Consider the following 24,880-nt stretch of genomic DNA (forward strand, 5'->3'; position numbering starts at 1 on the left):
GAGCCGGCTGACCAATTGCACGACTGCGGCGACACACTCGCTGACACCGATCGGGCTCCTGCGACCGTGGCGATCCAGAAGTGCGAGTTCTATGATTGAGGCTCAGCGCGTTGGAAAATTCGGCGCGGTATCGCCGACTGTCAACCGCTCCGATCCATCGTCGGTCAATTCGAGGAGATACCGCAAAGCAGAACCAGGGTCGGCAAGAGAGTCGTCGAAAACAATTGCCGCGGCAAACTGTTATCGATACCGTAAGCTGATCATCGTTCGCTGTCGCGAGCGTCGGCAGGCCAAATCCCGTGGCACGGAGGCAGGCTCCACACACACCAAGCAGACATCGCGTTGAGATGAAGCGAACTCGGACGACGACCAGAAAGGCGCCCAAGCGGCCAGCGACCATGGCTGAGGTGGCGGCGCGGGCGGGCGTTTCCACCATGACCGTCTCGCGTGCGTTGAAGAGCGATGGTGCCGTCTCCCAGGAGACGCGGCAGCGCATCCTCGCCGCCGTCGAAGAGCTCGGATATGTGCTCGACCTGTCTGCGGGCGCACTGTCCTCGAAGCGGACGGGTTTCGTGGCGGCCCTCATCCCTTCCATCAACAACTCCAATTTCTCGGACACTGCGCGCGGCATCACGGAGGCGATCGAAGGCCAGGGGCTGCAGATGCTTCTCGGCTACACCGACTACGATATCGACAAGGAGGAGCAGCTCGTGCGGGCGATGCTGACGCGCCGGCCCGACGGGATCATCGTCACCGACGGCCGGCACACGCCGAAGGCGCGGCGGATGCTGCAATCCGCCGGCATTCCGGTGGTCGAGACCTGGGATCTGCCTGCCGATCCGATCGACCATGTCGTGGGCTTCTCCAATGCCGAAGCGTCGCGCGCGCTGGTGCACCGGCTCTATCAGAAGGGCTACCGCAACATTGCGTTCATCGGCGGCGCAAGCAGGCGCGACACGCGCGGCGCAGATCGCCGGCTCGGCTACAAGCGAGCCGTCGAGGAGCTCGGCCTGCCGGTCGGGCGTACGATCTCGTTCGGCAATCCGCCAATCTCCATGCAACAGGGCGGCGAGGCCATCGTCCAGCTCATCGAGCAATGGCCGGACGTGGACGCCGCCGTTTGCGTCTCCGACCTGTCTGCCTTTGGCGCGATCATGGAATGCCATCGCCGCGGCTGGGCAGTCCCTGGCCGGATCGCGGTGGCCGGCTTCGGCGACTTCGAGGTTTCGCGCTGCTCCTGGCCGAGGATCACGACCGTCGCCGTCGATTGCCGCAATATCGGACTGGAAGCCGGCAGCGTCCTGCTGCGCGCCATCGACGATGTGAGGGAAGGCCGGAGACCCGGGCCCGAGACCTTGATCGTCCCCTTCGAGGTCATCGAGCGCGAAAGCAGCTGAGCCCGGCTTGACAGCGTCGCCCGACCGGGTACGGTGTTATCGATAACAAATATGACGCCATAACGGATCACGATCGCCAAGCGCCTGGTCAACGGTCGGGAGATGCTCCCAATCGTTCGCGGCCGGCTGGCGATTTCGGGAGGAGAGCCAGGCATGGCATCGGGTGCGCTGCGCTTCGATGGAGTCGTCAAATCGTTTGGCGGCACTCGCGCGCTCAAAGGCGTCAGCTTCGGCGTCGGGCGCGGCGAAATCGTCGCCCTGCTCGGCGAGAACGGCGCGGGCAAGTCGACCCTCATCAAGGTGCTCGGCGGCATCCATCGTCCGGATGCCGGCGCGGTGACGATCGCAGGCGAGCCCTATCACCATGCGCCCGGCGGCCGCGCCGACCACCAACCTGTCGCCTTCATCCATCAGGATCTCGGCCTCGTCGAATGGATGACGGTGGCGGAGAATGTCGGCCTCGCGCAGGGCTTTCCGCGAACCCGGCCGTTCGGCCTCATCGACTGGCGTGGCGCCGAGGCGCGCGCGACCAAAGCGCTCGCGCTCGTGGGCTGCGATATCGACCCGACCACGCGCGTGTCGAGCCTGTCGCGCACCGAGAAGTCGCTGGTCGCCATCGCCCGCGCGCTCGTCGTCAATTGCGATTTCCTCGTGCTCGACGAGCCGACCGCGAGCCTGCCGGCAGACGAGGTTGAACGCCTGTTCGCGGCGCTGCGGCGCCTGCGCGAGCAGGGCGTCGGCATGATCTATGTGTCGCACCGGCTCGACGAGATCTTCCGCATCGCCGATCGCGTCGTCGTGTTGCGCGACGGTCAGCTCGTCGGAGAGAAAGCGATCAGCGAGACTTCGCCGGAGGATCTGGTGCGGCTGATCGTCGGCAGGCCCCTGCTCGACATGTTCGAGAAAGCGGCTTCCCACTCCGGCAAGACCCGCGTCACGGTGCGAGGATTGATCACCCCGAAGGCCGGCCCTGTGGATTTCGACGTGCGCGAGGGCGAACTCCTCGGCCTCGTGGGCTTGCGCGGCGCGGGCCAGGAGGACGTCGGCCGGGCGCTGTTCGGCGCGGTCGCACACCGCGGTGAGATCCTGATCGACGGCACGGCCCCCGATCTGTCCAGCCCCGTGACCGCCATGGCCGGCGGCATTGGTCTGGTTGCCCGCGACCGAACGGAGGAATCGATCGCGGCATCCTTGTCGATCCGCGAGAATGCCTTCCTCAACCCGGGCGCTTCCGGGCGCGGCCTGTTCGACGTGCTGGCACCGCGCCGCGAAGCGGAAGAGGCGGTCAAGCTCGGCGCCCTCGTGGGCCTGCGGCCCAATGATCCGCATCTCGCCATCGAGGGGCTGTCAGGCGGCAATCAGCAGAAGGTCGTCGTCGGACGCTGGCTTGCCACCGGCCGCAAGCTGCTGGTGGCCGAGGATCCGACTGCCGGCGTCGACGTCGGAGCCAAAGCCGAAATCTATCGGCTGATCGCGCGCGCCATCACCGAAGGACTTGCCGTCGTCGTCGTCTCCACCGACTTCGAGGAAGTTGCGCATATCTGCCATCGCGCGCTCGTCTTCAACCGCGGCCGGATCATCACCGAGATCGCCGGCGACAACCTTACGACCGAAGCCCTGATCACCGCCGCGTCGGCCTCCGAGGCCGCGTAAGGGACAAATCGCACGGGCTCGCGAGAGGCCCGCCGGGAGGAACGCATGGGAATGAATTCGATCGAATCGAACGCACTGGAGCCGACACGCGCGGATCTCGCCGGCGCGTCGCTGTGGCAGAAGATCACGCGGCTGCTGCCGGTGTACGGCCTGCCGATCATCACGGTGGCGCTGATCGCGCTGTTCTCGATCCTCCTGCCCAACACGTTTCCGACGCTGCTCAACCTGCGCTCGATCGTGTCCGATAAGTCGATCATCGCCATGCTGTCGCTCGCAGCGATGATCCCGATGGCCGCCGGCAAGATCGACCTCACGGTCGGCTATGGCATCGTGCTCTGGCACATCCTGGTGATCAGCCTGCAAACCGCCTTCGGCCTGCCCTGGCCGGTTGCCGTCCTCGTCGTCATCTGCCTGGGCGCCTTCACCGGCCTTCTCAACGGCCTGCTGGTCGAAGTCGCGCGCATCGACAGCTTCATCGCCACGCTCGGCACCGGCACGGTGCTCTATGCGCTGGCGCTTTGGCACACCGGCGGCCGGCAGGTCGTCGCGATGCTGCCGGAAGGGTTCCTCGCTCTCAACGGCACGATGATCTTCGGCCTGCCGATCACGGGCTTCTATGTGCTCGTTCTCGCGGTGGCGATGTGGCTGATGTTCGAATATCTGCCGCTCGGCCGCTACATCTACGCCATCGGCGCCAACCCGAAGACGGCCGCGCTCAACGGCATTCCGGTGCAGCGCTTCACGGTCGGCGCCTTCATGGCCTCGGGCATCCTCACCGCTGTCACCGGCGTTTTGCTTGCCTCGAAGCTGCGCATCGGCCAGGCGAGCGTCGGCCTCGAATATCTCCTGCCCGCCCTGGTCGGCGCCTTCCTCGGTTCGACCACCATCAAGCCCGGCCGCGTCAACGTCTGGGGCACCATCGTCGGCGTCGCGGTGCTCGCGGTCGGCATCGCCGGCATTCAGCAGTTCGGCGGCTCCTTCTGGGTCGAGCCGCTCTTCAACGGCCTCACGCTGCTCGCCGCAATCGGAATGGCCGGATACGCGCAGAGGAAGCGCGGGGCCGTTGCGAAGGTCCCGGTCGGCGCACCCGATCGCAAGGCTTGAAACCAACCAACGATGGAGTTCGTGGCCGGCGACGAGCCGGCCACAACGGAAAAGTCCGGCGCAAAGCCGGCGATGAAACCGAAACGGCAATTTACCAAGGAGAACGCTCTATGTTGCATTCGATGATAAGAACCGGCGCTGTCGTCGCCGGCCTCGCATTCGGTCTTGCCTCCGCCCACGCCGACTCGCTCGCTGATGCCAACGCCTTCGTCGAGAAATATGCTTCCAAGGTCGACAAATGGGACGGTCCGACCACCGCTCCGAAGATCGCCAAGGGCAAGACCATCGTCGTGCTTGCTTCCGACATGAAGAACGGCGGTGTGCTCGGCGTCACCAAGGGCATCGAGGAAGCGGCGAAGGCCGCCGGCTGGACCGTGCGCACGCTTGATGGCGCCGGCTCGGTCTCCGGCCGCACCGCCGCCTTCGGTCAGGCCATGACGCTCAAGCCCGACGGCCTCGTGATCTGCGGTTTCGACGCGGTCGAGCAGAAGCCTGGCATGGAGGCGGCCAAGGCCGCCAAGATTCCGATGGTCTCCTGGCACGCCGCTCCCGCCATCGGCCCAGTGCCCGAAGCCGGCGTCTTCGCCAATGTGACGACCGATCCGATGGCCGTCTCCACCGCCGCGGCCAACTGGGCGTTCGTCGATGCCAAGGGCAAGCCGGGCGTGATCATCTTCACCGACTCGACCTATGAGATCGCGATCGCCAAGGCCAAGAAGATGAAAGAGGTGATCGAGGCGCTCGGCGGCAAGGTTCTCGAATGGGTCGATACGCCGATCGCCGAGACCTCGACGCGTATGCCGCAGCTCACCACCTCACTGCTGCAAAAGCACGGCGCCGCCTGGACGCATTCGCTTGCGATCAACGACCTCTACTATGACTTCATGGCGCCCTCGCTGTCCGCGGCCGGCATCAAGGGCACCGGCGCGCCCGTCAATGTCGCTGCGGGCGACGGCTCCGAAAGCGCCTATCAACGCATCCGCTCCGGCGCCTACCAGGCCGTCACCGTGGCCGAGCCACTGAACCTCCAGGGCTGGCAGCTCGTCGACGAACTGAACCGCGCCATCGCCGGAGAGAAATGGTCGGGTTATGTCTCGCCGCTGCACGTGGTGACCAAGGCCAATGTCGAGTTCGACGGCGGCCCGACCAATACGTTCGATCCGGGCAACGGCTATCGCGACGCCTACAAGAAAGCCTGGGGCCTCTAAGCGTCCTTCCCCTCACCCCGAGCACGGCATGACCGTGCTCCCTCGGCGGTCGGCCGGAAGCTGACCGCCGATTTTCTTCCACTCCATCAGACAGACGAGCGAATGCCTATGTTCATCCGTTGCGCTTTTTTCAGTGGCCGCATCAAGCCGGGACGCGAAGCCGAATTCACCGCCTATGTGCGCGAGAAACTCGTGCCGCTGTGGACGCGCTTTCCCGGCGCCGAGGAGGTTCGCGTGCTGCGCCAGGAGGAAAGCGACAGCGACGCCCAGCGTTACGAGATGGTGCTCGCGATCCGCTATCCCTCGCGCGAGGCCATCGAGCAAGCGCTCGCCTCGCCGGTTCGCTTCGAGAGCCGCGAAGTGACCAAGGGGCTGACGGAGATGTTCGACGGCTCCATCTTCCACACGGTCTTCAAGGCCGATGATTTCGCGCTGCCGACCGACTGATCGCGGAGATCTGACGCCGTGAGCACTTACGACGTTCTCGACCAGCGCTTTCAGGCGCTGATCATCGGACATGCCAAGCTCGACAGGCTCTGGACCGGCAGCCGCTGGGCCGAGGGCCCGGTCTATGTGCCGGCCGCCAAGTCGCTGCTGTGGTCCGACATTCCCAATGACCGCGTGTTGCGCTTCGACGAGACCGACGGTTCGGTCTCGGTGTTCGAAAACCCCTGCGGCTATCACAACGGTCATAGCCGCGATGCGCAGGGACGTGTGATCGCCTGCGAACACGGCGGCCGCCGCATCTCGCGGCTGGAGCCCGACGGCCGCTGGGTGGGACTGGTCGAGCGCTTCGAAGGAAAGCGTTTCAATTCTCCCAACGATGTCGTGGTCAAGTCGGACGGAACCATCTGGTTTTCCGACCCGACCTACGGCATCGACAGCGAGTATGAAGGGCACGCCGGGCCCAGCGAGATCGGCGCCAGCAACGTCTATCGTTTCGATCCGGCGAGTGGCGCACTGTCGGCGGTTGTGACAGACATGGTGAAGCCGAACGGTCTCGCCTTCTCGCCCGACGAGCGGCTGCTCTATGTCGCCGAAACGGGCGCGACGCACGTGCCGGGCCTGCCGGCTATCATCCGCGCCTATGACGTTGCACCGAGCGGGCTTGCGGTGAGCGAAGGCCGCACCTTCGCGACCTCACCGGCCGGATTCTATGATGGATTCCGCGTCGATCGGAACGGCAATATCTGGACGTCGACGGCGGATGCCGTCGCCATCTATGCGCCCGACGGCACGCTGATCGGACGCATTCCGGTGCCTGAGATCGTCTCCAACCTGACCTTCGGCGGACCGAAACGAAACAGGCTCTACATCACCGCCCAGACATCGCTCTACGCGATCTTCGTCAACGCGCACGGATTGTCCTGAGCCCGCACGGGCGCATCAGGTGGGCGGCGTGCGCGCCGCCCAGAATTCCATGAGCGCGGCCTGATCCATCGCCCCGCACCCGATCGCGGTCAGCAGGCGATGGATCTCGGCGCAGACGACAGTCATCGGCATCGCGATGCCCGTCTGGCGCGCAAGATCCTGCGCGCCGTTCAGGTCCTTCACCATGTTGTCGATGCGGCCCGTCGGACGATAGTCGCGCGCGGCAAAGCGCGGCATGTATTCCTGGAGGATCGCGCTGTCGGCGCGGCCGCCACGCAAGGCTTGCGGAATCTTGGCCGCATCCACGCCGGAGGCCTCAGCCAGCGCCGTCGCCTCGGCGACGGCGACGAAGTTGAGCGCGCACAGAACCTGGTTGATCAGTTTCGTGGTCTGTCCTGCGCCGCTCGGGCCCATATGCGTGAAATTCGAGGCGACCTCGGCGAGCACCGCCCGCGCCTCCGCGACATCGGCAGCGTCCCCACCGGCCATGCAGGTCAACTGGCCGATCAAGGCTTTCGGCGCGCCGCCGGACAGAGGACTGTCGACCCAGCGCAGACCGGCTGCGGCCGCGTCCTTCGCCAGCGCGCGCGTGGATTCCGGATCGATCGAAGACATGTCGATGATGAGCGTGCCCTTCCGCGCGCCTTCGGCGACGCCTGCCGGTCCGAACACGGCGGCTCGGACGATCTTGGGCGAGTTGAGGCTGAGGATCACGGCGTCAGCTTCGGCCGCAGCCTTCGCAGCGGTGGTGGCCGCGGTCGCGCCCTTTTCGACGAGGCTAGCTACCTTCGCAGCATCAAGATCGAACACCAACAGGCGGGTGTTGGTCTGAGCCAATCGAGTTCCGATCGCGCCGCCCATGGCGCCGGCGCCGATCAATGCGACTGAACAGGGCATTTCGACATCTCCGCGGTGAGTTTCGGCGGCACGCCTCAGAGCGAGGCCGTGATCCCGCCGTCGACATAGAGCACGTGCCCGTTGACGAAGGAGGACGCGCCCGAAGCGAGGAAGATGCAGGCGCCAACGAGTTCCTCGACCTTGCCCCAGCGGCCCGCGGGGGTGCGCTTTTCGAGCCAGGCCGAGAACGCGGAATCCGCAACCAGCGCGGCATTGAGCGGCGTATCGAAATAGCCGGGCGCGATCGCGTTGACCTGAAGGCCGTGTTTCGCCCAGTCCGTCGCCATGCCCTTCGTCAGATTTCCGACCGCGCCCTTCGTCGCCGTGTAGGGCGCAATCGACGGGCGCGCGAGCGCAGTCTGCACCGACGCGATGTTGATGATCTTCCCGGCGCCACGCGCGATCATGTGGCGCGCGCAGGCCTGGCCGACATTGAAGACCGAGGCGATGTTGGTTTGCAGCAGGCGTTGGAACGCGTCCGCCGGGAAATCCTCGAGCGGCGCGCGGTGCTGCATGCCGGCATTGTTGACGAGGATGTCGATGGGCCCGATGTCGGCCTCGAAGCGGTCGACGGCCGTACGGGCCGCGGCGTGATCAGCGGCATCGAAGGCGAGCGTTCGCGCGCCGGCAATGGAGCTCGCGGCAGCCGCAAGCTTGGCCTCGTCGCGACCGTTGAGAACGACCTGCGCACCGGCCTCGGACAGGCCGCGCGCAAGCGCAAAGCCGATACCTTGCGAAGATCCTGTCACCAGCGCTCGGCGTCCTGTCAGATCGAACAAGTTGATTGCCACCCTGTTTCCTTTTCTTGCGGCTCGACATACCACTCTCACTACACTATGTTATCGATAACATGAACTGTCAAGACCGCGCCAAAGAGGAGCGCTCACCTGCATGTCGAAGCCTGAAATCCTTCAGATGGGCCCCTATCCGGAATGGGATCAGCTCCCGCTTGATGAAACCTACATCGCGCACCGCTACTTCGAGGCGGCCGACAAGCCCGCCCTCCTCGCCGAAGTGGGAGCCCGCGTGCGAGCCATCGCTACACGGGGCGAGCTCGGCGCGAACGCGGAACTCATCGCGGCATGTCCAAAGCTCGAGATCATCTCGATCTACGGCGTCGGCTTCGATGCCGTGCATCTGGACAGCTGCCGGTCGCGCGGCATCCGCGTCACCAACACGCCGGACGTGCTGACGAAGGACGTGGCCGACCTCGCGATCGCGATGATGCTCGCGCAATGGCGCGGCGTGAACGGTGCCGAGCGCTGGGTGCGGGACGGTTCATGGGCCGCCAAGGGACTCTATCCCCTGAGGACACGAGCCTGGGGCAAGCGCGCAGGCGTCCTCGGCCTCGGCCGCATCGGGTTTGAGGTGGCGCGCCGGCTGGCCGGCTTCGACATGGACGTCGCTTATTCCGACATCGAGGCGAAGCCATACGCCGGCGATTGGACCTTCGTCGCCGATCCGGTCGCGCTCGCCGCGCGTTCGGATGTCCTGTTCGTCACGCTCGCCGCCTCGGCGGCAACGCGGCACATCGTCGGACCTGCGGTTCTTGAAGCGCTCGGCCCCAACGGGCTGCTCGTCAACGTCTCGCGTGCCTCCAACATCGACGAAGAGGCACTCATCTCGACGCTTGCCGGCGGCAAGCTCGGCGCGGCGGCGCTCGATGTCTTCGAGGGCGAACCGAACCTGAACCCGAGATTCCTGGAGCTGCCGAATGTCCTCCTGCAGCCTCACCACGCCTCCGGGACGGTCGAGACCCGCAAGGCGATGGGTCAGTTGATGCGCGACAATCTCGCCGCGCATTTCGCTGGCCGCACGCTGCCCAGTCCCATCCTCTGACTTGTCGACGGGGCACCTGCCGCAGAAGGAACCTTCCACACCCGTCCTGCAAGCCGGTGATATAAAGTCGCAGGCAAGCCAGGAGGCCCTACACCTCGCGCAATCCTGCAAAAAGCGGTTTGAATTCGCTATCGGTCCGATACAACACTGCGGGTCGCCCCAACGGTGCAGCGACCGATATCTCCTGCCCGCCTGTAAATGACTGACCGGTCCAGACATGGATCCAGTCGCTCCCTGCCGGAAGGTAGAGGCTTCGCTGATCCTGGGAAGCCTGCCAGACGGGCGCGACAAGCAGATCGCGGCCATAGAGATAGCAATCCTGAATGCCGTAGGCTCGCCGGTCGTCTTCGTGATGGAGGAACAGCGGACGTTGGACCGGAAGGCCCAGACGCGCAGCTTCCAGCGACAAGGTTCTTAGATAAGGCGAGAGGTGAACGTAGATCGCAGTCATCCCGGCGAAATGCTTGAGGACCGCTGGATCGCCATCGAGCTGCAGATTGTCACGGGGCCTGTTGCCTTCGTGGCTGCGCATCACGGGCGTGAAGGCCGCCATCTCGCTCCAACGCATCAGCAACTCGGGCGTGCGCAGATTGCCGAACAGGCTGGTGTAGCCGCCGATGTCGGAGTGATGAAACGCATTGCCGAGCAATCCCGACGACAGGGCGGCGCAGATCACCGTGACCAGACCGTCATGCCGCGAAAAGTCGACCGATTGATCCCCGGCCCAAAGCCACGGGCACGACTTCTGCACACCCGTGAAGCCGGACCGCATGAAGAACACGGCCTCTCCGGTGCGGCCGCGGCTCGCCACCGCCTTCGCGTTCACTTCGGCCCACAGCGTCGGCCAGAGGTTGTGCGCAAGCCGTGCATCGACGCCGCTGGCGAGACGCACGTCCACCGGCAGATACTCACCGAAATCTGCCATCCAGCCGGACAGACCATAGTCGAGCATCTTCTTGCCGATGATTTCCTCGGAAAACCATGCCGCGGCGTCCGGATTGGTGAAATCGACGGTGCCGCAGTGAAACTCGCCGAAGTCGATCAGGGCCGTTCGCCCCGAGGCGTCCTTGACGAAGTAACCGGCATTCTCGGCCTCCTCGAACAGCACGCCGTCGTTACAGAGATACGGGTTCACGTAACCGAGAAAGCGGATGCCTTGGTCGTGCAATTCGGCGATGCGCTGCCGCAGGCCCGGATAACGCGTCTCGTTGGCCTTCCAGTCCCAGAACAGCCGCGCGCCAAAGGCGGTCGGCCGGATCCCGACCCAATCCTCGCACCAGAGGCCGGACACCTTGACGCCGGCGGCGCGCATCTTCGCGAGGCGAGTGAACGAATTCGCGCCATCCTTCAGGCCGACGATCGCGCCGTTGTAGATCCATTCCGGAAGCGGCGGTTGGCGGCCGAAACGACCAGACAGCGTCTCCACCAGCGCGACGAAGGTCGGAGCGGCAAACAGCTCGATGCGCACCGGAACGGACCAGACTTCGATCTCGTGAAATTCACATTCGCGAAAATCAAACACGCTGTAAGCAGACGTCTCGACGTGAAGCGCGTAGCGCGCCGACGACAGGTAGGTCGGCTGCGGATAGTTGGTGTGATAGTAGTCGCCACCCGCCTGCCCGGCCACGTCCGCCTTGAAGGTGATCTCGGTGGTCTTGTCGCGCCCGACACCCGGCTCGGAGCTCCACAGCGGAAACCGCCGGCCACGCAGGTCGAAATAGGAGAATTGCTCGCCGCCACCCCAGACATGCTCGTCGCGGTCAGCCGCGACGCGCAGCCAGAATCGGTTCACGGACGGATCGAGCGACCGTAGCGCCAACGCATTGCCTTCGAGCGTCACGGCGAGGCGCGGAGGCTGCCCCTTGGCCGCGGACAGCAGGAGCGTGTTGCCGTCGATCTCGGCATGCCCGAGCGGGCAGCGTTCGGCCAGGCGATCTTCGATTACGAAGCGGCCGCGGTGCATTTTGATGCTGTCATCGCCTCGGCCGACGAAGAAACACGGCGCCGCAGCACTGTGAGCGAGAATCCGGCGGCCCGACATGGAAAGCGCAAAGCCGGATGGGGTTGTCTCGAGTTTCAAGTCCATTCCACTTGGCCTTTCCGTCAGCCCTTGATGCCGCCTGCGGTCAGCCCCGAGACGACGCGCTCCTGGAAGATCACGATCAGAATTGCGATAGGCACGATGCCGACGACGAGCGCAGCCGAGATCACCGGCCAGGGAAACGCAAACTCACCCTGATAGAGCTGGATGCCGACCGGCAGCGTCCGCAATCCGGGATTGGAGTTGAACGACAAGGCCAATAGGAATTCGTCCCAGGCGTTGACGAAGGCGAGGATGCCGGCAGTGAAGACGCCTGGTGCCGACAGCGGCACCACAACCCTGAACAGCGCGCCAAATCGCGTGCAGCCGTCGATCATGGCGGCATTCTCCAGATCGCGCGGGATGCCTTCGAAGAACGACGTCAGCACCAGGGTGCACACGGGCAGGCTGAGCACAGTGTAGGGCAGGATCAGCGCCGTCCACGAGTTGAGCAAATTGAGCGCACGCATCGTCTCGAACAAGGGGACCAGCAGCGTCACCAGCGGAAAGGTCGAGACCGCGATGATGACGGACATGATCAGCCCCCTGAACCGCAGGTTCAGCCGCGCCAGCGCATAGGCCGCGAGAACCGACACCAGAAGCGTGAGCGCAGTCGAGAGCAGCGCGACCATAAAACTATTGAACAAGAAGATGAGCAGCGGCTGGTCGGAGAACGCCTGGATGTAGTTCCGCAGCGTCGCCGCGTGCGGCAGCCAGGTGATCGGCTTCTGCGTGAGTTCAGCCTCGGTCTTGAATGAGGTCAGCAGGATCCACAGCGCCGGAAACAGGCCGTTGACGACGAGAATGAGCGCGGCAATGGCGCGGAGCGGTTTTCCCGACAGGACCGAGTTGAGGGTGGAGGCGACCGCCGTGCTCACGCTGCGGCCCCGCTGCTGCGGATCATCCGCAGGTAGAGCGCCGTGACGAGCATCGACAGTCCGAACATCACCACCGCGAGCGCCGATCCGTAGCCGAGGTCGAGGAACGACACGGTATTCTGGTGGATGTACATGGCGAGCGTCGCGGTTTCGGTGCCCGGCCCGCCGCCTGTCATCATGTAGGGAATGTCGAAAGTCTGCAGCGCAGTGATGGTGCGGAAGATCAGCGCGACCACGATGGTGGGCTTGAGCAGCGGCAGCGTGATCTCGAAGAACTGCCGCACGCGGCCGGCGCCGTCGACGTCCGCGGCCTCGTAAAGCGAACGTGGAATGGTCTGCAGGCCCGCGAGAATGATCATTGCCATGAAGGACGAGGCCTTCCAGATGATCGCAAGGCAGATCGCGGCGAAGGCGAGACGCGGCGAGTTGAACCAGATCACGGTGGGCAAACCGATCCGGTTGAGCACATCGTTGACGACGCCATACTCGGAATGGAAGAACCAGCCGAAGATCAGGCCGGCGAAGGAGAGCGGCAGTGCCCAGGGGATCAACAGCGAGAGCCGCACCGGCCATTTCATCTGGAACGGCAAATTGGCGAGCAGCGCCAGCGCGAACCCGACGACGAGCGAGCCGGGCACGGTGATGAGCGTGATCAGCACCGTGTTCCAGGTCGCCTGCCAGAACACGGGATCGTCAGGCATCTGCCTGAAGTTCGCAAGGCCGGCAAAGCGCGCCAGCAGGCCCGACGTCAGCGACAGGTCGAGAAAGCTGGTGTAGATCAGCCGCGACACCGGATAGACGATCATCACCCCGAGCAGAATCGCGGCGGGCAAGAACAGCAGCACCGCAAGCGTGGTGTCGTCCGGATCGAACCAGCGCGACAGAAACGCACGTCGTGCGGTAGCGCCGCCCGCTCCGTTCTTGACCGTGGATGTCGTTGTCATGCAGACCAACCCGGATGTGCTGGACGCCGTTAGCGGATGATCCGCTTGAGGCGCGCCTCGATCTTGGCCGCGCCGTCCGCCGGCGTTGTGGCACCCGCCAGCACCGCGTTGACCGTGGTGCGGATCGCTTCGCTGACCTCGTTGTAACGCGGCGTCACGGGTCGCGGTTTTGCGGTCTCGACGATCGCCTGAGCATCGGCGAACCATGGCACCGCCTTGGTTACGTCGGCGTCCTTGTAGAGCGTGCCGTAGGTCGGCAGCAGCGAGCCGTTGATGGCCACGTATTTGGAGACCTCGGGGCTCGACAGATACGCCACCAGCTTCTTGGCTTCCTCCTGGTTCTTGGAAAAGGCGGACACACCCCACTCCCAGCCGCCGAGGCAGGTCGCCTGCTCGCCGCCCTTGACCGCCGGAAGCCGCGCGACACCGACCTTGCCGGCCACGGCGGACTCGGCGCCTTGCGACATCGCCCAGGCGTACGCCCAGTTCACCGCGAACAGGACGTTGCCGGCCTGAAACTCCTTGCGCGTGTCGTCGGTTGCAACCTCGGCGATGTTCTTCTTGGCGACGCCGCTGTCGGCAAAGCCCTTCCAGAGCGCCAGCGACTTCGTCGCGGCGTCACGATCGAAATCGAGCTTGCCGTCCTTGGTCACCACCTTGCCCTGGCTCCAATACGGCACGAGGAAGGTGCAGACCGCGCCTTCGATCGCCTTGCCCTGGAAAGACAGGCCCTGCAGGTTCGGATTCTTCTCGCCGTCCTCGACCTTCTTGGCGGCGTCCGCGAGCTCGTCCCAGGTCTTTGGCGGCTGCAGCCCGTATTTGTCGAGCAGGTCCTTGCGATAATAGAGGAACATGGAATCGGCAAAGGCGGGAAGCGCGACCACCTTGCCGTCGACCGTGTTCGCCTCGGCATAGGCGCGCAGATAAGAAGACATGTCGCTTGCGATCGGGCTGGTCCAGCCCGCGGCCGCGAACTGCGCCGGCCGGATCACGTCGAGCATCAGCACGTCGAGCGAGGAATCCTTCGCCGTGAGCACCGTGTTGAGATATTGCGCCTGCAGATCCGAGGTCGTGCCGCCGAGCTCAATACTGACCTTCACCCCGGGATTGCGCGCCTCGTATTGATCGAGCAGCGTGCGCCAGATGCCGGGCTGCCCCTGGCTGGTGACGAAGACCTTCAAATTGGTCTCGGCGGCGGCGCCGGTTGCGAATGCGAACGCTGCGCAGCCGAACAGCCATCCCGCTAACTTTGAAATGCGTGCCACACTCATATTGTCCTCCCGGAAAAGCTCGCCGCTTGCTCGCGACGTTGCTGGCTTGTCGTCGATGGCCTCGCTGCGCCCGTTCTATTGCAAGGCGCGCTCCGTCTCCGCATCGAACAGGTGAATTTTGGCGGGGTCCAGCCCCAGCTTGATGGCCTGACCGGCCTGCGGCCGAAGCTCGGGCGGCAGCCGCGCGGTCAAGGTCGCGCCGCCCACCGTAAAATGCACCAGCGTGTCGGAGCCAAGCGGCTCGACGACCTGAACCTGGCTGTCGAGGCCGACATCGGACGCGCCCGGCGTAAAATGCTCGGGCCTGATGCCGACGATGAATTCGCGCCCGTCAACTGCCGAAAGGCCAGCGCCGGCGAGGCCCGCGAGCGGCAAACGGTTGCCATCGGCGAAATCGAGATAACCCTGAGTGGCCTTGGCCTTGGCAAAGTTCATGGAGGGAGCGCCGACGAAGCCACCGACGAAAACGCTCCCGGGATTGTTGTAGACCTCTTCCGGCGTTCCGATCTGCTCGATGTCGCCCCCGCGCAGGATGACGATGCGATCGGCCAGGGTCATCGCCTCGACCTGATCGTGGGTGACGTAGACGATGGTGGTGCCGATCGTCTGGTGCAGCCGCTTGATCTCGGTGCGGACCTGACCGCGTAGCTTTGCGTCGAGATTGGACAGCGGCTCATCGAACAGAAAGACCTGCGGCCGCCGCACGATGGCCCGGCCCATCGCAACCCGCTGCCGCTGGCCGCCGGAGAGCTGTCCCGGGCGCCGGTCGAGCAGATGGGTGATGCCGAGCATCTCCGCCGCGTCGCGGATCTTGGCGGCCGCATCCGTCGCGTTCGCGCCGCGTACCTTGAGGCTAAAGCCCATGTTCTCGCGCACCGTCTTGTGCGGGTAGAGCGCGTAGTCCTGGAACACCATAGCGATGTCGCGCTCGCGCGGCGGCAGATCGTTGACGATGCGGTCGCCGATCCGGATCTCGCCACCACTGATGCGTTCGAGGCCGGCGATCATCCGCAACGTGGTCGACTTGCCGCAACCGGACGGACCGACCAGCACCAGGAATTCGCCGTCGACGATCTCAAGGTCAATGGCCTTCACGACGCGGAACGCGCCGTAGCTCTTCTCAAGCTTGCGCAGGCTGACCGAAGCCATGAGCCGTGTCTCCCGTCCCGACGGTTCTTGAAGCCGTGGTGATAGCCGATAGTAGCGCTACGATTTTTGGAAATCAACGACCGAGCCGCACCAACTGATCCAGAGGATAAGGGGGCATAGTCCTGTTCTATCTAGCTGATAACAATAGAAATATCCCCTTATTGGAAAACATGATTGTATCAATCGGACGCTTCAGCTATATAATAGCGCTATTATTCGAGCCACTGTAGAGATGGCGGCACCAAAGCCCATACGCACCCGGCGCAAGATGCAACGGGTCACGATCATGGATGTGGCGGCGCGCGCGGAGCTGTCGCCCTCCACGGTATCCCTCTATTTCAGAAAGCCCGATGCGGTCTCGGCGGCGGCAAGCGAGTCGATTGCACGCGCCATCGAAGCGCTCGACTACGTGCCGAACCTGATGGCCGGAGGCCTGGCGGCGGCCTCATCGCGCGTCGTGAGCATCATCGTGCCATCCGTCCGCAATGCGTTCTTCGCCGAGACCGTCGCGGCCCTGCAGGACGAGCTCGGCAAGCAGCGACTTCAGGTGATGCTCAGCCACACTGAGTACAAAGAGCACGACGAGGAGAATCTGGTCCGCACGGCACTCTCCTGGGCCCCCGCCGCTGTCGTCTTGACCGGTCTCTCGCATAGCACCGCAACGCGCAGGCTGCTCCGCGACAGCAAGGTGCCAGTTGTCGAAATCTGGGAGCTCGGCTCCCCGACCATGGACATGGCAGTCGGTTTTCACCACGGCCAGGTCGGTCAGACCGCTGCGTCGCATCTGTTGCAGCGAGGACGCAAGCGACTGTTGTTTCTTGGTGCCCGGCTCCATGAGGATCGCCGCGCGGCGCGGCGGGCCCAGGGCTTCGTCGAGACGGCGCGAAACGCACCTGACGTCACCGCAGAGATCATCCAGCACCCTGCGCCGGCGAGCGCAGAGGTCGGCGCGATGCTGCTCGGTGAGGCCATGCATCGCTTTCCGCACGTCGATGGGATTGCCTGCTCGAACGACCACATCGCCCTCGGCGTGATCTTCGAATGCCAGCGGCTGGGCATTGCCATCCCCGATCGCCTATCGGTGGTGGGCTTCGGCGATTTGAGCTTCAGCGCGTCCGCAAATCCGTCGCTTACGACGATCCGCCCTCCCGGCGACCTGATCGGGAAGGAAGCCGCGCGGCTGATCATCGCACGGCTCCTGCACCCCGACGCCAAGTCGGAACAGGCCGTCATCGATACGCGCTTCACCCTGCTCCATCGGCAAAGCAGCTGACGATCGGCAAGACGTCGCTTCTGCCGATCGGCGCATCCCCGCGTGGCGCGCGTCCCGACGCCGCAAGCTTACCGGCCAAGCGCTTTCTTGATTCCGGCGAGACCAATCCGCAGGAATGGGTCCGAATGGATGTAGAAATATTTGACGCCGCGCCCGAGCCAGAACGGCAGTTCCTCTGATGTCACCAGCGTCCCGGCGATCTTGCCCGCCGCGCAAATCTTTTTCACGGCAAACTCGACCCGATCGATCACTGCTTGGGGCCTCGGTTCACCGAACGCAGGGGCCGGCGGATATCCCATGTTCTGAGAGAGATCGCCGGGGCCAATGAAGAACACGTCAATGCCCTCCACCGCGAGAAGCTGATCGATATTGTCGATTGCCTGAGGCGTCTCGATCATCGCGATGATCAACCGCTTCTGGTGGTCGGCGGGACAGGCGTATCGCACAGCATCGACGATTGCGCGCGCCTGCTCCGCCGTGTCGACCATTGGCACCATGAGGCCATCAGCGCCCGCATTGAGGTAGCGGATGAGCACTGGCCGCTCATGCGAATGCGGGCGCACGATCGCCGCGCCGCCTGCACCACGGATGACTTGCGCTGCCACGCGCACGTCCTCGAAACTCCAGGTGCCGTGCTCGCAATCGACGAATATGGCGTCTGCCCCGAGCTCGATGAGCCGGACCGCCAATCCCGACGAGGCATGATGCGGCGTGAGCATCGTCACCGCCTCGCCCTTGGCAAGACGTTCGCGCAGCCTGGCTCCGTTCATGGGAAGTCCTCTCTAGCTCTTTGGCTTGTCTTTCAGATCCGCGGGCGCGCCAACCCAGCGGGCCACCTCGATATCCGACGATGTGTCGCGCATGAAGGTCGGGCAGATATGCAGCTCCGGAATGACTGCACCCTTTTGCAGGCTTGCGCAGAGCAGAACCGCGCGCGCGACGTCGTGCGGATTCAGCATCACGGCACGCTCATTGTCGAGCGGCGGCCGCGCGCGATTGTCCATGATCGGCGTATCCGTCTCGCCCGGCAGGATGGTCGTCGCACGAATACCCTGATTGCGGTAGGTGTTGTGCAGGAAAGTCATGAAGTTCTTCACGCCGGCCTTGGCCGCACCATAGGCGGCGCCGCCGAGCAGATTTGGATTCACGACCGCGAGCGACGACACGGTGATGATCGTGCCTTCCGTCCTGGCAATCATGTCCTCCAAAACGGCCTGCGTCAGATTGAACACCGCGGTGAGATTGACATTCACCGTGGCGTTCCATTCGGCTTCGCTGAGGAAACGCGCATTCAACACCTTGCTGGCACTGCCGGCATTGTTGACGAGAATGTCGATCGCTCCGACGTTGCGCTTGACCCAGGCGACCGTCTCCAGGATCGCCTCGCGCGATGCCACATCCAGCTCGTGAGCGACAGCCTTTCCGCCGGCCTTCTCGATGATCGCGGCGACATCGCGCAGCGGCTCGATCCGGCGTCCGGTCAGGACAACCGTTGCGCCCTCCCCTGCGAGCAGGATCGCGGTCTCGCGGCCGATCCCCGTTCCAGCACCGGTAACGAGTGCGACCTTTCCATCGAGCAGACCCATGTTTCCCCTATTCGGCTGCAGTCGCCGCCACGCTGGAGCTCTGATAGCCGTAAATCTGCCTCGCCGCCTCGGGCGTGATCAAGCCCTCGGCGAGGTCGAGCTCGATCGCGGCCGCCGTACGATCGGCCGTGCGCCCCCAGCCTCCGCCACCGGGCGTCTCGACTTCCAGGCGGTCGCCGGTCTTCAGCACGACCTTGCCCTTGGGAAACTGGGGCTCGCCATTCCTGTACACCTTGCCGGCGCTCCCGGACTTGCCGCCGACGACACCGAAACAGGGATGTCGCACGCGCTCTGACGCCAGATAGATGTTCATCGGGTTGCGTCCGAGGTTGCGCAACACGACGCGTTGACCGAGACCGCCGCGGCTCCTGCCGGCGCCGCCGGAATCCGCAATCAGCTCCTTGCATTCCGTGAGCGCCGGGACCGCGATCTCGAACATCTCGATCGCCGTCACCCGGCAATTGGACGGGAAGCTCAGGGTGTCGAGGCCGTCGAATTCGGCGCGGGCGCCCTGCCCGCCGTGAAAATTCTGCACCGAACCGTACTGCGAACCATCGTCACGCCGTCCGACGCAATTGGCGGCCCAGATCGGCGCACCGCCGCTATCGCCCATCACCTTGTCAGGCACCACGCCCTCCAGCGCCTTGAAGATCAGCGACGGAATCACATGCCCGATCAGGTTACGCGAATTGCCGGCGGTCCATTCCTCGGGATTGAGAATGGAACCGAGCGGCGCCTCGTCCGTGATCGGCGTGATGCAACCCTCATTGTTCGGCGTATCGGGGTCCAGCAGGCATTTCAGCGCATAGACCGAATGCGCATAGCGATAGTTGGTGCGACAATTGATCGAGTGGAGGATCTGCTCCGACGTTCCGGTGTAGTCGACATGAATGGAATCATCGCGGACGATCACCGCGGCCTTGAGGGTCACATCGGTATCGTATCCGTCCAGCAGGACCTCGGCGCTGTAGGTACCGTTCGGCCACTGCCGGATCGCGCGCCGGGTTTGCGCTTCGGAGCGGGTGTGGATCGCGTCGGCCAGCTCGTCGATCCCGTCGAGACCATACTCGTCCAGGAATTTGACCAGTTCGCGGCCCATGACGTTGTTGGCCGCCACCATGGATTCAAGATCGCCCATCACTTCGGTGGGAAGCCGAACGGACGCGGCAATGATGTCGAGCACGTCCTGATTGGGGACGCCGGCCTTGTGCAGCTTCACGATCGGGAAGCGGATACCCTCCTCGAAGATGTCGCTGGCTTCGGAATGCAGGGGCGCGCCGCCGATGTCAGGAAGATGCGCGATCGAGCCGGCATAGGCCACGACCTTGCCGTTCTTGAAGATCGGCGTGATCATCGTGACGTCGGGCAGATGGCCGGTACCAATCTCGGGATCGTTGGTGGCAAGCACGTCGCCCTCTTGCAACGTCTCCGCCGGAAACTTCGGCAGGAAGTATTTCTGCGCGGCCACCGGCAGCGAGGTGATGAACACAGGGATCGACCAGGTGCATTGGGCCAGCGCACGGCCGCGGCTGTCGAGCAGCACAGTCACGTAATCGTGGTTTTCGCGTACGATCGGCGAGAATGCGGTTCGGCCGAGCACGATGTCGGCCTGATCGGCGATGAAGATCAGGCGATTCCACATCACCTGCAGATTGATGGGATCATTGAAATCGGCAGCATTCACGGACATGGGGCGTGGTCCTCAGGCGATGTTGATCACGAGATTGCCGTTGACGTCGACGTGAGCCGTCCCGCTCGGTCCGACGACAGCGGTCGATTCCCGCTGCTCGACGATCGCCGGTCCCTGGATCTTCCCATCGACCGGCAGCTTGTAGTGATCGTAGACCGGCGTATCGACGAAGCCGCCAGCTTCGCTGAAATAGACCGAACGTGCGCCCTTCCTGGCCTCGGCAACATCGCGCGCATGGGGGCGAGTCACCTGATCCTTCTTGCCGCTGCAGCGCAGACGCCAGGTGATGACCTCGACGGATGAACCAGCGACGGTGCGCCCGAACAGTTCGCGATAAAGCTTGTAGAAATTGCCGAGCAGCTCCTCGTGGAATTGCTTCGGCGGCAGGCTGCGATCCGGCAATGCAACGGTGATCTCGTGGCCCTGGCCGACGTGCCGCATGTCCACGGTGTAGCTGTTGGTGATCGTGTCCGGTGCGACACCCGCGGCGCGCACGACGTCCGCCCCTTGCGCGGAGAGGTCGCCGAGCAGGCGATCCATCGTAGCGAAATCCCAGTTGTCGACCTGCATCGGGAAGCTCGCGGAGAGGTCGACCGCAACGGGAGCAATCAACAAGCCGATCGCCGAGGTGACACCGGCGCCGGTCGGGCAGATGATGCGCTTGATACCGAGCTTGCGCGCGATGCCATAGGCATGCACGGGACCGGCGCCGCCAAAGGCGACCATGGGCAGGCTTCGCGGATCGACGCCGAGGTCGGTCGCATGCACGGCCGCCGCCTTGCTCATGGATTCATTGACGAGATCGTGGATACCGAAGGCGCAGCGCGGCACGCTGACGTCGAGCGAAGCTGCGAGCTTCGACATGGCCGAGAGGGCGGCGTCCTTGGAAACCTTGAACGACCCGCCGACGAAGGATTCGGTGCCCATATAGCCGAGCAGGATATCGGCGTCGGTCACGGTTGGCTCGGTGCCGCCGCGCTGATAGGCGGCCGGCCCCGGCAGCGCGCCCGCCGAACGCGGACCGACGTCGAGCAGACCGAGCGGATTCTTCGCTGCGATCGAGCCGCCCCCAGCGCCGATCTCGATCATGCGGATCGACTGGATCTTCAGGGGAAAGCCCGAGCCTTTGCGGAAGCGATGATAATGCGCGACCTCGAGATCAGTGCCGACCGTCGGCTCGCCGTTCGGAATCAGACACAGCTTTGCGGTGGTGCCGCCCATGTCGAACGACAGCACGCTGCCCTCGCCGGCGATGCGGCCGAATTCGGCGGCTGCAACGGCGCCGGCGGCCGGGCCCGATTCAATGAGCCGCACCGGCAGCTCGGCAGCCCGGCTGCTCGGCACGAGGCCGCCCGACGACGTCATCCAGAGCACCTGGCGATGGATACCCTTCGCGGCGAACTCACGCTCGAGATGCGCGACGTGGCCGGACATCTGCGGCCGCGTGTAGGCGTTGACGACGGTGGTCGAGGCGCGGTCGAATTCACGAACCTCCGGGCAAACTTCCGACGACAGCGACACGAAGATACCGGGATATTCCTCGCGCAGCAGCGACGCGATGCGCTGCTCATGATCAGGATATTTGTAGGCGTGCAGCAGACAGACGGCGACGGACTTGATGCCTTCCTCGCGCAGTCGGCCGGCGATCTCGCGGACCGTCTCTTCCTCGAGCGCCGTGACGACCTCGCCGTCCGCCGATATGCGCTCGATCGCACCGAAGCTGTTCGCGCGCGTCACCAGCGGATCCGGGTATTTCAGGTTCAGGTCGTAGAGATCGTAGCGTCCTTCGTTGCGGATGCGCAGCATGTCCTGGAAGCCGGCGGTCGAGATGAAGCCGGTCTTGACGCCCTTGCGCTCCAGCACCGCATTGGTGACGACGGTGGTCGCCCCCAAGACCTGAAGGCCATCGAGGTCAACGACGTCGCCGAATTCCGCGAGCAGTTCGGACACCCCGCGAACCACGGCCTCGGCCGGATTGGCCGGTGTGCTCAACACCTTGTGGAGATGAAGTTCGCCCTTGTCGTCGAGCAGCGCGAAATCGGTGAAGGTTCCCCCGGTATCGAATGCGAGCTTGGCCATCTTTTTCCTCGAAGCGATTGTTTTCGAGGGTAGGAAATGCGGCCGCACGCGACCACCACAACTCCCGTCTGCCGCCATAGGTTTTGTTTATGGCATGGCGAAACCGGCACAATGCAGCCGAGCTGCGGCGGTGCTCGTGCCATAGATTGCAAGCGTTCTGCCTAGACCGCCCGAATGCCTTGCGGATGACTGCGCATCAGCTTCTCAACGACAGTCAGAAGCACCGAGCGCGTGGCCAGCGCGGGCTCCGACAGCGGCAGATGATCGGAGACGCACAAGGACACGGTCGCCTCGATGGCGGGGCGCACCAGCCGCCGCACCTCGACACCCGCAAAGCTCGACGCGCTGGCGGCGGCGACCGAGGCCGGCAGGATGGTCGAGCCGAGCCCTTCGGTCACGGCCGCACCAAGCGCAGAGACGGATTCGATCTCGGAGGCGACGTTCGGCGTCACCCGCGCTCGCGCCAGCGATTCATCAATCAGGCGGCGCAGGAAATGGCCCTGGCTCGGCAGCAACAGCCTGACGTCAGCCAGCGCCGACAGCGGCAGCGGTTCGTCCGTCGTCTTCTTCGCCGCAGGCTCGACGCGCGACACGAGATACAGCTCCTCGCGGAACAGCGGCTGCAGCTTGACGCCCTTGATCGGGCCTGAGCCATAGATCATCGCCATGTCCATCTTGCCGGTCATAATGAGCTCACTGAGCACGTGACCGAAGCTGTCGTTGATATGGACGATGATCTGCGGATGCAGCGCGGACATCTCTTTCAGGATCGGAAGCGACAGCGTGCTCGACGCCGAATAGGTCGCTAAGCCAATCGACACGCGCCCGGCCAGGGCCTTGGTCGACTGGTCGATGTCGATCTGCGCCTGCTCGATCTGCTTCAACAGCAACTGGGCATGACGATAAAGGATCAGGCCGGCTTCGGTTGGGACAATGCCATGATTGCTGCGCAGAAGCAGCTTGTGCTTGAAATGGCTCTCAAGCGCAGCGATCTGCTGCGAGAGCGCAGGTTGCGCCGTACGCAGCAGGCCGGCCGCGCGCGAGACGCTTCCGGCATCGACGACTTTGACAAAGCTTTTCAGCTTCCTGAAATCGACGCTCATATGTGTCGAATACCGGCTCTGAGGATGTCACTCTGACCAGCAATATCCTTTATCTAGCCTGTTGATTTCAATGAGATTCTTCGCGAAGCGCCCCTGGTTCTTCGGTCCGCGCCCCAGCGTGCTCAACGAAGCGCCCGACAGGCCTTTTCGATACGGTCGCAGGCCTCCTTGATCGCCTCTATCGAGGTCGCGATCGACAGGCGGAAATAAGGCGAGAGGCCGTAGGCAGCGCCCTGCACCGCAGCAACGCCAACACCATCCAGAAGATAAAGTACGAAGTCGAGATCGTTCTCGATGACCTTGCCTTCGGGCGTGGTCTTGCCGATCACGCCCGCGCAGCCGGGATAGAGATAGAAGGCACCGTCAGGCACGAGGCACGACAGACCCGGGATTGCATTCAGCCGTGCACAGGCATAATCGCGCCGCTCCTTGTAAAGCCTGACGCTGTCGCGAACGAACGACTGGTCGCTGGTCAGCGCATGGGCCGCAGCGGCCTGGCTGATCGACGATGGGCACGACGACATCTGCGATTGCAGCTTGTTGATCGCCGAAACCAGCGGCGCGGGGCCGGCGGCATAACCGATCCGCCATCCGGTCATGGCATAGGTCTTTGACACGCCGTTGGTCAGCAGGATGCGATCCTTCAACGCGGGCACCGCCGCCGCAAGCGTCGTCGCCGGTTCGTCGCGGTACCAGATCTGGTCGTAAATATCGTCCGAGAGCACGAGGACGTCGGGATGGCGCGACAGCACAGCGCCGAGCGCTTCGAGATCGCTGCGGGAATAGGCAGCTCCAGTCGGATTTGAGGGGGCATTGAGGATCAGCCAGCGCGTCCTCGGCGTGATCGCGGCCTCCAGCGCGTCAGCCGTCAGCTTGAATCCCTGGTTCTCGGAGCAGCGAACGATCACCGGCTTGCCGTCGTTGGCAATGACCATGTCGGGATAGGAGACCCAGTACGGCGCGGGAATGATGACCTCGGCGCCCTCCTCCACGCTCGCCATCAACGCGAGGAACAGGATCTGCTTGGCGCCGCCGCCGACGCAGATCTCGTTGTCGCTATAGTCGAGCCCGAGGCGACGCTTGTAGTCGGCAATAATCCCCTTGCGCAGCGCCACGGTGCCGTTGACGGCGGTATATTTCGTTTCGCCGCGATCGATCGCCGCGTGAGCCGCCGCCTTGACGTCGTCGGGCGTGTCGAAGTCAGGCTCGCCGATCGCCATGTCGACGATGTCGCGGCCGGCAGCCTTCAGCTCGCGCACGCGCGCGGACGCCGCGGTGGTCGGGGATATCTTGATGCGCGAGACGCGCGCGGCCGGCACGAAGATCGTCACTGTGGTCGTCCTTTTGATTGTAAATCG

The 24,880-nt window shown here is 64.2% G+C and carries 21 protein-coding genes; 8 read left to right on the top strand and 13 right to left on the bottom strand.

Annotated features, from left to right (window positions below; genetic code table 11):
- Positions 1 to 398: 398 nt before the first annotated feature.
- From NLM31_RS31460 to NLM31_RS31485, 6 genes are all read left to right on the top strand, one after another.
- Entirely contained in the window at positions 399 to 1,397 is a 999-nt protein-coding gene (locus tag NLM31_RS31460; RefSeq protein ID WP_254133025.1) for a LacI family DNA-binding transcriptional regulator, read from the top strand.
- Positions 1,398 to 1,550: 153 nt separating this feature from the next.
- Positions 1,551 to 3,050 carry a sugar ABC transporter ATP-binding protein gene (locus NLM31_RS31465; protein ID WP_254133026.1) on the top strand — a complete coding sequence of 500 codons (1,500 nt, stop codon included), beginning with the start codon at positions 1,551 to 1,553 and terminating at the stop codon, positions 3,048 to 3,050.
- Positions 3,051 to 3,101: 51 nt separating this feature from the next.
- The gene (locus NLM31_RS31470) at positions 3,102 to 4,154 is read left to right on the top strand and encodes an ABC transporter permease (protein ID WP_254194834.1); all 1,053 of its coding nucleotides are present in this window, start codon (positions 3,102 to 3,104) and stop codon (positions 4,152 to 4,154) included.
- Positions 4,155 to 4,276: 122 nt separating this feature from the next.
- Complete coding sequence (locus tag NLM31_RS31475; RefSeq protein ID WP_375143654.1) at positions 4,277 to 5,362, top strand: substrate-binding domain-containing protein; 1,086 nt, start codon at positions 4,277 to 4,279, stop codon at positions 5,360 to 5,362.
- 108 nt (positions 5,363 to 5,470) lie between these two features.
- The gene (locus tag NLM31_RS31480; RefSeq protein ID WP_254196307.1) at positions 5,471 to 5,809 is read left to right on the top strand and encodes a hypothetical protein; all 339 of its coding nucleotides are present in this window, start codon (positions 5,471 to 5,473) and stop codon (positions 5,807 to 5,809) included.
- Positions 5,810 to 5,827: 18 nt separating this feature from the next.
- Positions 5,828 to 6,733, top strand: coding sequence for an SMP-30/gluconolactonase/LRE family protein (locus NLM31_RS31485; RefSeq protein WP_254194835.1), 906 nt, complete (start codon positions 5,828 to 5,830; stop codon positions 6,731 to 6,733).
- A 15-nt stretch (positions 6,734 to 6,748) separates the two neighbouring features.
- Here the strand turns inward: NLM31_RS31485 and NLM31_RS31490 are convergent, their stop codons facing one another.
- Together NLM31_RS31490 and NLM31_RS31495 are read right to left on the bottom strand one after the other, a co-directional pair.
- Positions 6,749 to 7,630, bottom strand: a complete 882-nt coding sequence (locus tag NLM31_RS31490) for an NAD(P)-dependent oxidoreductase (protein ID WP_254194836.1) — start codon at positions 7,628 to 7,630, stop codon at positions 6,749 to 6,751.
- 35 nt (positions 7,631 to 7,665) lie between these two features.
- A complete protein-coding gene (locus tag NLM31_RS31495; protein ID WP_254194837.1) occupies positions 7,666 to 8,421 on the bottom strand; it encodes an SDR family oxidoreductase in 756 nt (251 codons plus the stop codon).
- 100 nt (positions 8,422 to 8,521) lie between these two features.
- On the opposite strand from NLM31_RS31495, the gene NLM31_RS31500 reads away from it, so the two are divergent.
- Complete coding sequence (locus tag NLM31_RS31500; RefSeq protein WP_254194838.1) at positions 8,522 to 9,469, top strand: 2-hydroxyacid dehydrogenase; 948 nt, start codon at positions 8,522 to 8,524, stop codon at positions 9,467 to 9,469.
- Between the two features lie 88 nt (positions 9,470 to 9,557).
- Here the strand turns inward: NLM31_RS31500 and NLM31_RS31505 are convergent, their stop codons facing one another.
- The 5 genes from NLM31_RS31505 to NLM31_RS31525 form a co-directional block, all read right to left on the bottom strand.
- On the bottom strand, positions 9,558 to 11,576 hold the full coding sequence (locus NLM31_RS31505) for an alpha-glucosidase (protein ID WP_256562333.1): 2,019 nt from the start codon (positions 11,574 to 11,576) through the stop codon (positions 9,558 to 9,560).
- Complete coding sequence (locus NLM31_RS31510) at positions 11,573 to 12,427, bottom strand: carbohydrate ABC transporter permease (protein ID WP_254194840.1); 855 nt, start codon at positions 12,425 to 12,427, stop codon at positions 11,573 to 11,575. Before NLM31_RS31510 ends, NLM31_RS31505 begins: the two co-directional genes overlap by 4 nt.
- Positions 12,424 to 13,371: a carbohydrate ABC transporter permease gene (locus NLM31_RS31515; protein WP_254194841.1), complete on the bottom strand. Its 948-nt coding sequence runs from the start codon at positions 13,369 to 13,371 to the stop codon at positions 12,424 to 12,426. Before NLM31_RS31515 ends, NLM31_RS31510 begins: the two co-directional genes overlap by 4 nt.
- Positions 13,372 to 13,400: 29 nt before the next feature.
- On the bottom strand, positions 13,401 to 14,642 hold the full coding sequence (locus NLM31_RS31520; protein WP_254194842.1) for an ABC transporter substrate-binding protein: 1,242 nt from the start codon (positions 14,640 to 14,642) through the stop codon (positions 13,401 to 13,403).
- A 75-nt stretch (positions 14,643 to 14,717) separates the two neighbouring features.
- Positions 14,718 to 15,791 (bottom strand): ABC transporter ATP-binding protein, encoded by a 1,074-nt coding sequence (locus NLM31_RS31525; protein WP_254194843.1) that lies wholly within the window; start codon positions 15,789 to 15,791, stop codon positions 14,718 to 14,720.
- 286 nt (positions 15,792 to 16,077) lie between these two features.
- On the opposite strand from NLM31_RS31525, the gene NLM31_RS31530 reads away from it, so the two are divergent.
- Positions 16,078 to 17,064: a LacI family DNA-binding transcriptional regulator gene (locus tag NLM31_RS31530; protein WP_254194844.1), complete on the top strand. Its 987-nt coding sequence runs from the start codon at positions 16,078 to 16,080 to the stop codon at positions 17,062 to 17,064.
- A gap of 68 nt (positions 17,065 to 17,132) precedes the next feature.
- Here NLM31_RS31530 and NLM31_RS31535 read toward each other — a convergent pair whose 3' ends face one another.
- The 6 genes from NLM31_RS31535 to NLM31_RS31560 form a co-directional block, all read right to left on the bottom strand.
- Positions 17,133 to 17,834, bottom strand: coding sequence for an HpcH/HpaI aldolase/citrate lyase family protein (locus tag NLM31_RS31535; protein WP_254194845.1), 702 nt, complete (start codon positions 17,832 to 17,834; stop codon positions 17,133 to 17,135).
- Positions 17,835 to 17,846: 12 nt separating this feature from the next.
- The gene (locus NLM31_RS31540) at positions 17,847 to 18,650 is read right to left on the bottom strand and encodes an SDR family NAD(P)-dependent oxidoreductase (protein ID WP_254194846.1); all 804 of its coding nucleotides are present in this window, start codon (positions 18,648 to 18,650) and stop codon (positions 17,847 to 17,849) included.
- A 7-nt stretch (positions 18,651 to 18,657) separates the two neighbouring features.
- A complete protein-coding gene (locus NLM31_RS31545) occupies positions 18,658 to 20,340 on the bottom strand; it encodes a hydantoinase B/oxoprolinase family protein (RefSeq protein ID WP_254133042.1) in 1,683 nt (560 codons plus the stop codon).
- 12 nt (positions 20,341 to 20,352) lie between these two features.
- Positions 20,353 to 22,419, bottom strand: a complete 2,067-nt coding sequence (locus tag NLM31_RS31550; protein ID WP_254133043.1) for a hydantoinase/oxoprolinase family protein — start codon at positions 22,417 to 22,419, stop codon at positions 20,353 to 20,355.
- Between the two features lie 161 nt (positions 22,420 to 22,580).
- Positions 22,581 to 23,522 (bottom strand): nitrogen assimilation transcriptional regulator NAC, encoded by a 942-nt coding sequence (gene nac, locus NLM31_RS31555; protein WP_254194847.1) that lies wholly within the window; start codon positions 23,520 to 23,522, stop codon positions 22,581 to 22,583.
- A 122-nt stretch (positions 23,523 to 23,644) separates the two neighbouring features.
- A complete protein-coding gene (locus tag NLM31_RS31560; protein ID WP_254194848.1) occupies positions 23,645 to 24,853 on the bottom strand; it encodes an aspartate transaminase in 1,209 nt (402 codons plus the stop codon).
- Positions 24,854 to 24,880: the final 27 nt, after the last annotated feature.

The sequence above is a fragment of the Bradyrhizobium sp. CCGUVB4N genome (assembly GCF_024199945.1).
In the GTDB taxonomy this organism is placed as follows: Bacteria; Pseudomonadota; Alphaproteobacteria; order Rhizobiales; family Xanthobacteraceae; genus Bradyrhizobium.

Excerpts from the sequence above, each read along its gene's own strand:
- NLM31_RS31520 (WP_254194842.1), bottom strand. The coding sequence starts at position 14,642 with ATGAGTGTGGCACGCATTTCAAAGTTAGCGGGATGGCTGTTCGGCTGC.
- NLM31_RS31515 (WP_254194841.1), bottom strand. The coding sequence starts at position 13,371 with ATGACAACGACATCCACGGTCAAGAACGGAGCGGGCGGCGCTACCGCA.
- NLM31_RS31525 (WP_254194843.1), bottom strand. The coding sequence starts at position 15,791 with ATGGCTTCGGTCAGCCTGCGCAAGCTTGAGAAGAGCTACGGCGCGTTC.
- NLM31_RS31545 (WP_254133042.1), bottom strand. The coding sequence starts at position 20,340 with ATGTCCGTGAATGCTGCCGATTTCAATGATCCCATCAATCTGCAGGTG.
- NLM31_RS31500 (WP_254194838.1), top strand. The coding sequence starts at position 8,522 with ATGTCGAAGCCTGAAATCCTTCAGATGGGCCCCTATCCGGAATGGGAT.
- nac (WP_254194847.1), bottom strand. The coding sequence starts at position 23,522 with ATGAGCGTCGATTTCAGGAAGCTGAAAAGCTTTGTCAAAGTCGTCGAT.
- NLM31_RS31470 (WP_254194834.1), top strand. The coding sequence starts at position 3,102 with ATGAATTCGATCGAATCGAACGCACTGGAGCCGACACGCGCGGATCTC.
- NLM31_RS31465 (WP_254133026.1), top strand. The coding sequence starts at position 1,551 with ATGGCATCGGGTGCGCTGCGCTTCGATGGAGTCGTCAAATCGTTTGGC.
- NLM31_RS31460 (WP_254133025.1), top strand. The coding sequence starts at position 399 with ATGGCTGAGGTGGCGGCGCGGGCGGGCGTTTCCACCATGACCGTCTCG.
- NLM31_RS31550 (WP_254133043.1), bottom strand. The coding sequence starts at position 22,419 with ATGGCCAAGCTCGCATTCGATACCGGGGGAACCTTCACCGATTTCGCG.
- NLM31_RS31475 (WP_375143654.1), top strand. The coding sequence starts at position 4,277 with ATGATAAGAACCGGCGCTGTCGTCGCCGGCCTCGCATTCGGTCTTGCC.
- NLM31_RS31540 (WP_254194846.1), bottom strand. The coding sequence starts at position 18,650 with ATGGGTCTGCTCGATGGAAAGGTCGCACTCGTTACCGGTGCTGGAACG.
- NLM31_RS31535 (WP_254194845.1), bottom strand. The coding sequence starts at position 17,834 with ATGAACGGAGCCAGGCTGCGCGAACGTCTTGCCAAGGGCGAGGCGGTG.
- NLM31_RS31490 (WP_254194836.1), bottom strand. The coding sequence starts at position 7,630 with ATGCCCTGTTCAGTCGCATTGATCGGCGCCGGCGCCATGGGCGGCGCG.
- NLM31_RS31530 (WP_254194844.1), top strand. The coding sequence starts at position 16,078 with ATGGATGTGGCGGCGCGCGCGGAGCTGTCGCCCTCCACGGTATCCCTC.
- NLM31_RS31480 (WP_254196307.1), top strand. The coding sequence starts at position 5,471 with ATGTTCATCCGTTGCGCTTTTTTCAGTGGCCGCATCAAGCCGGGACGC.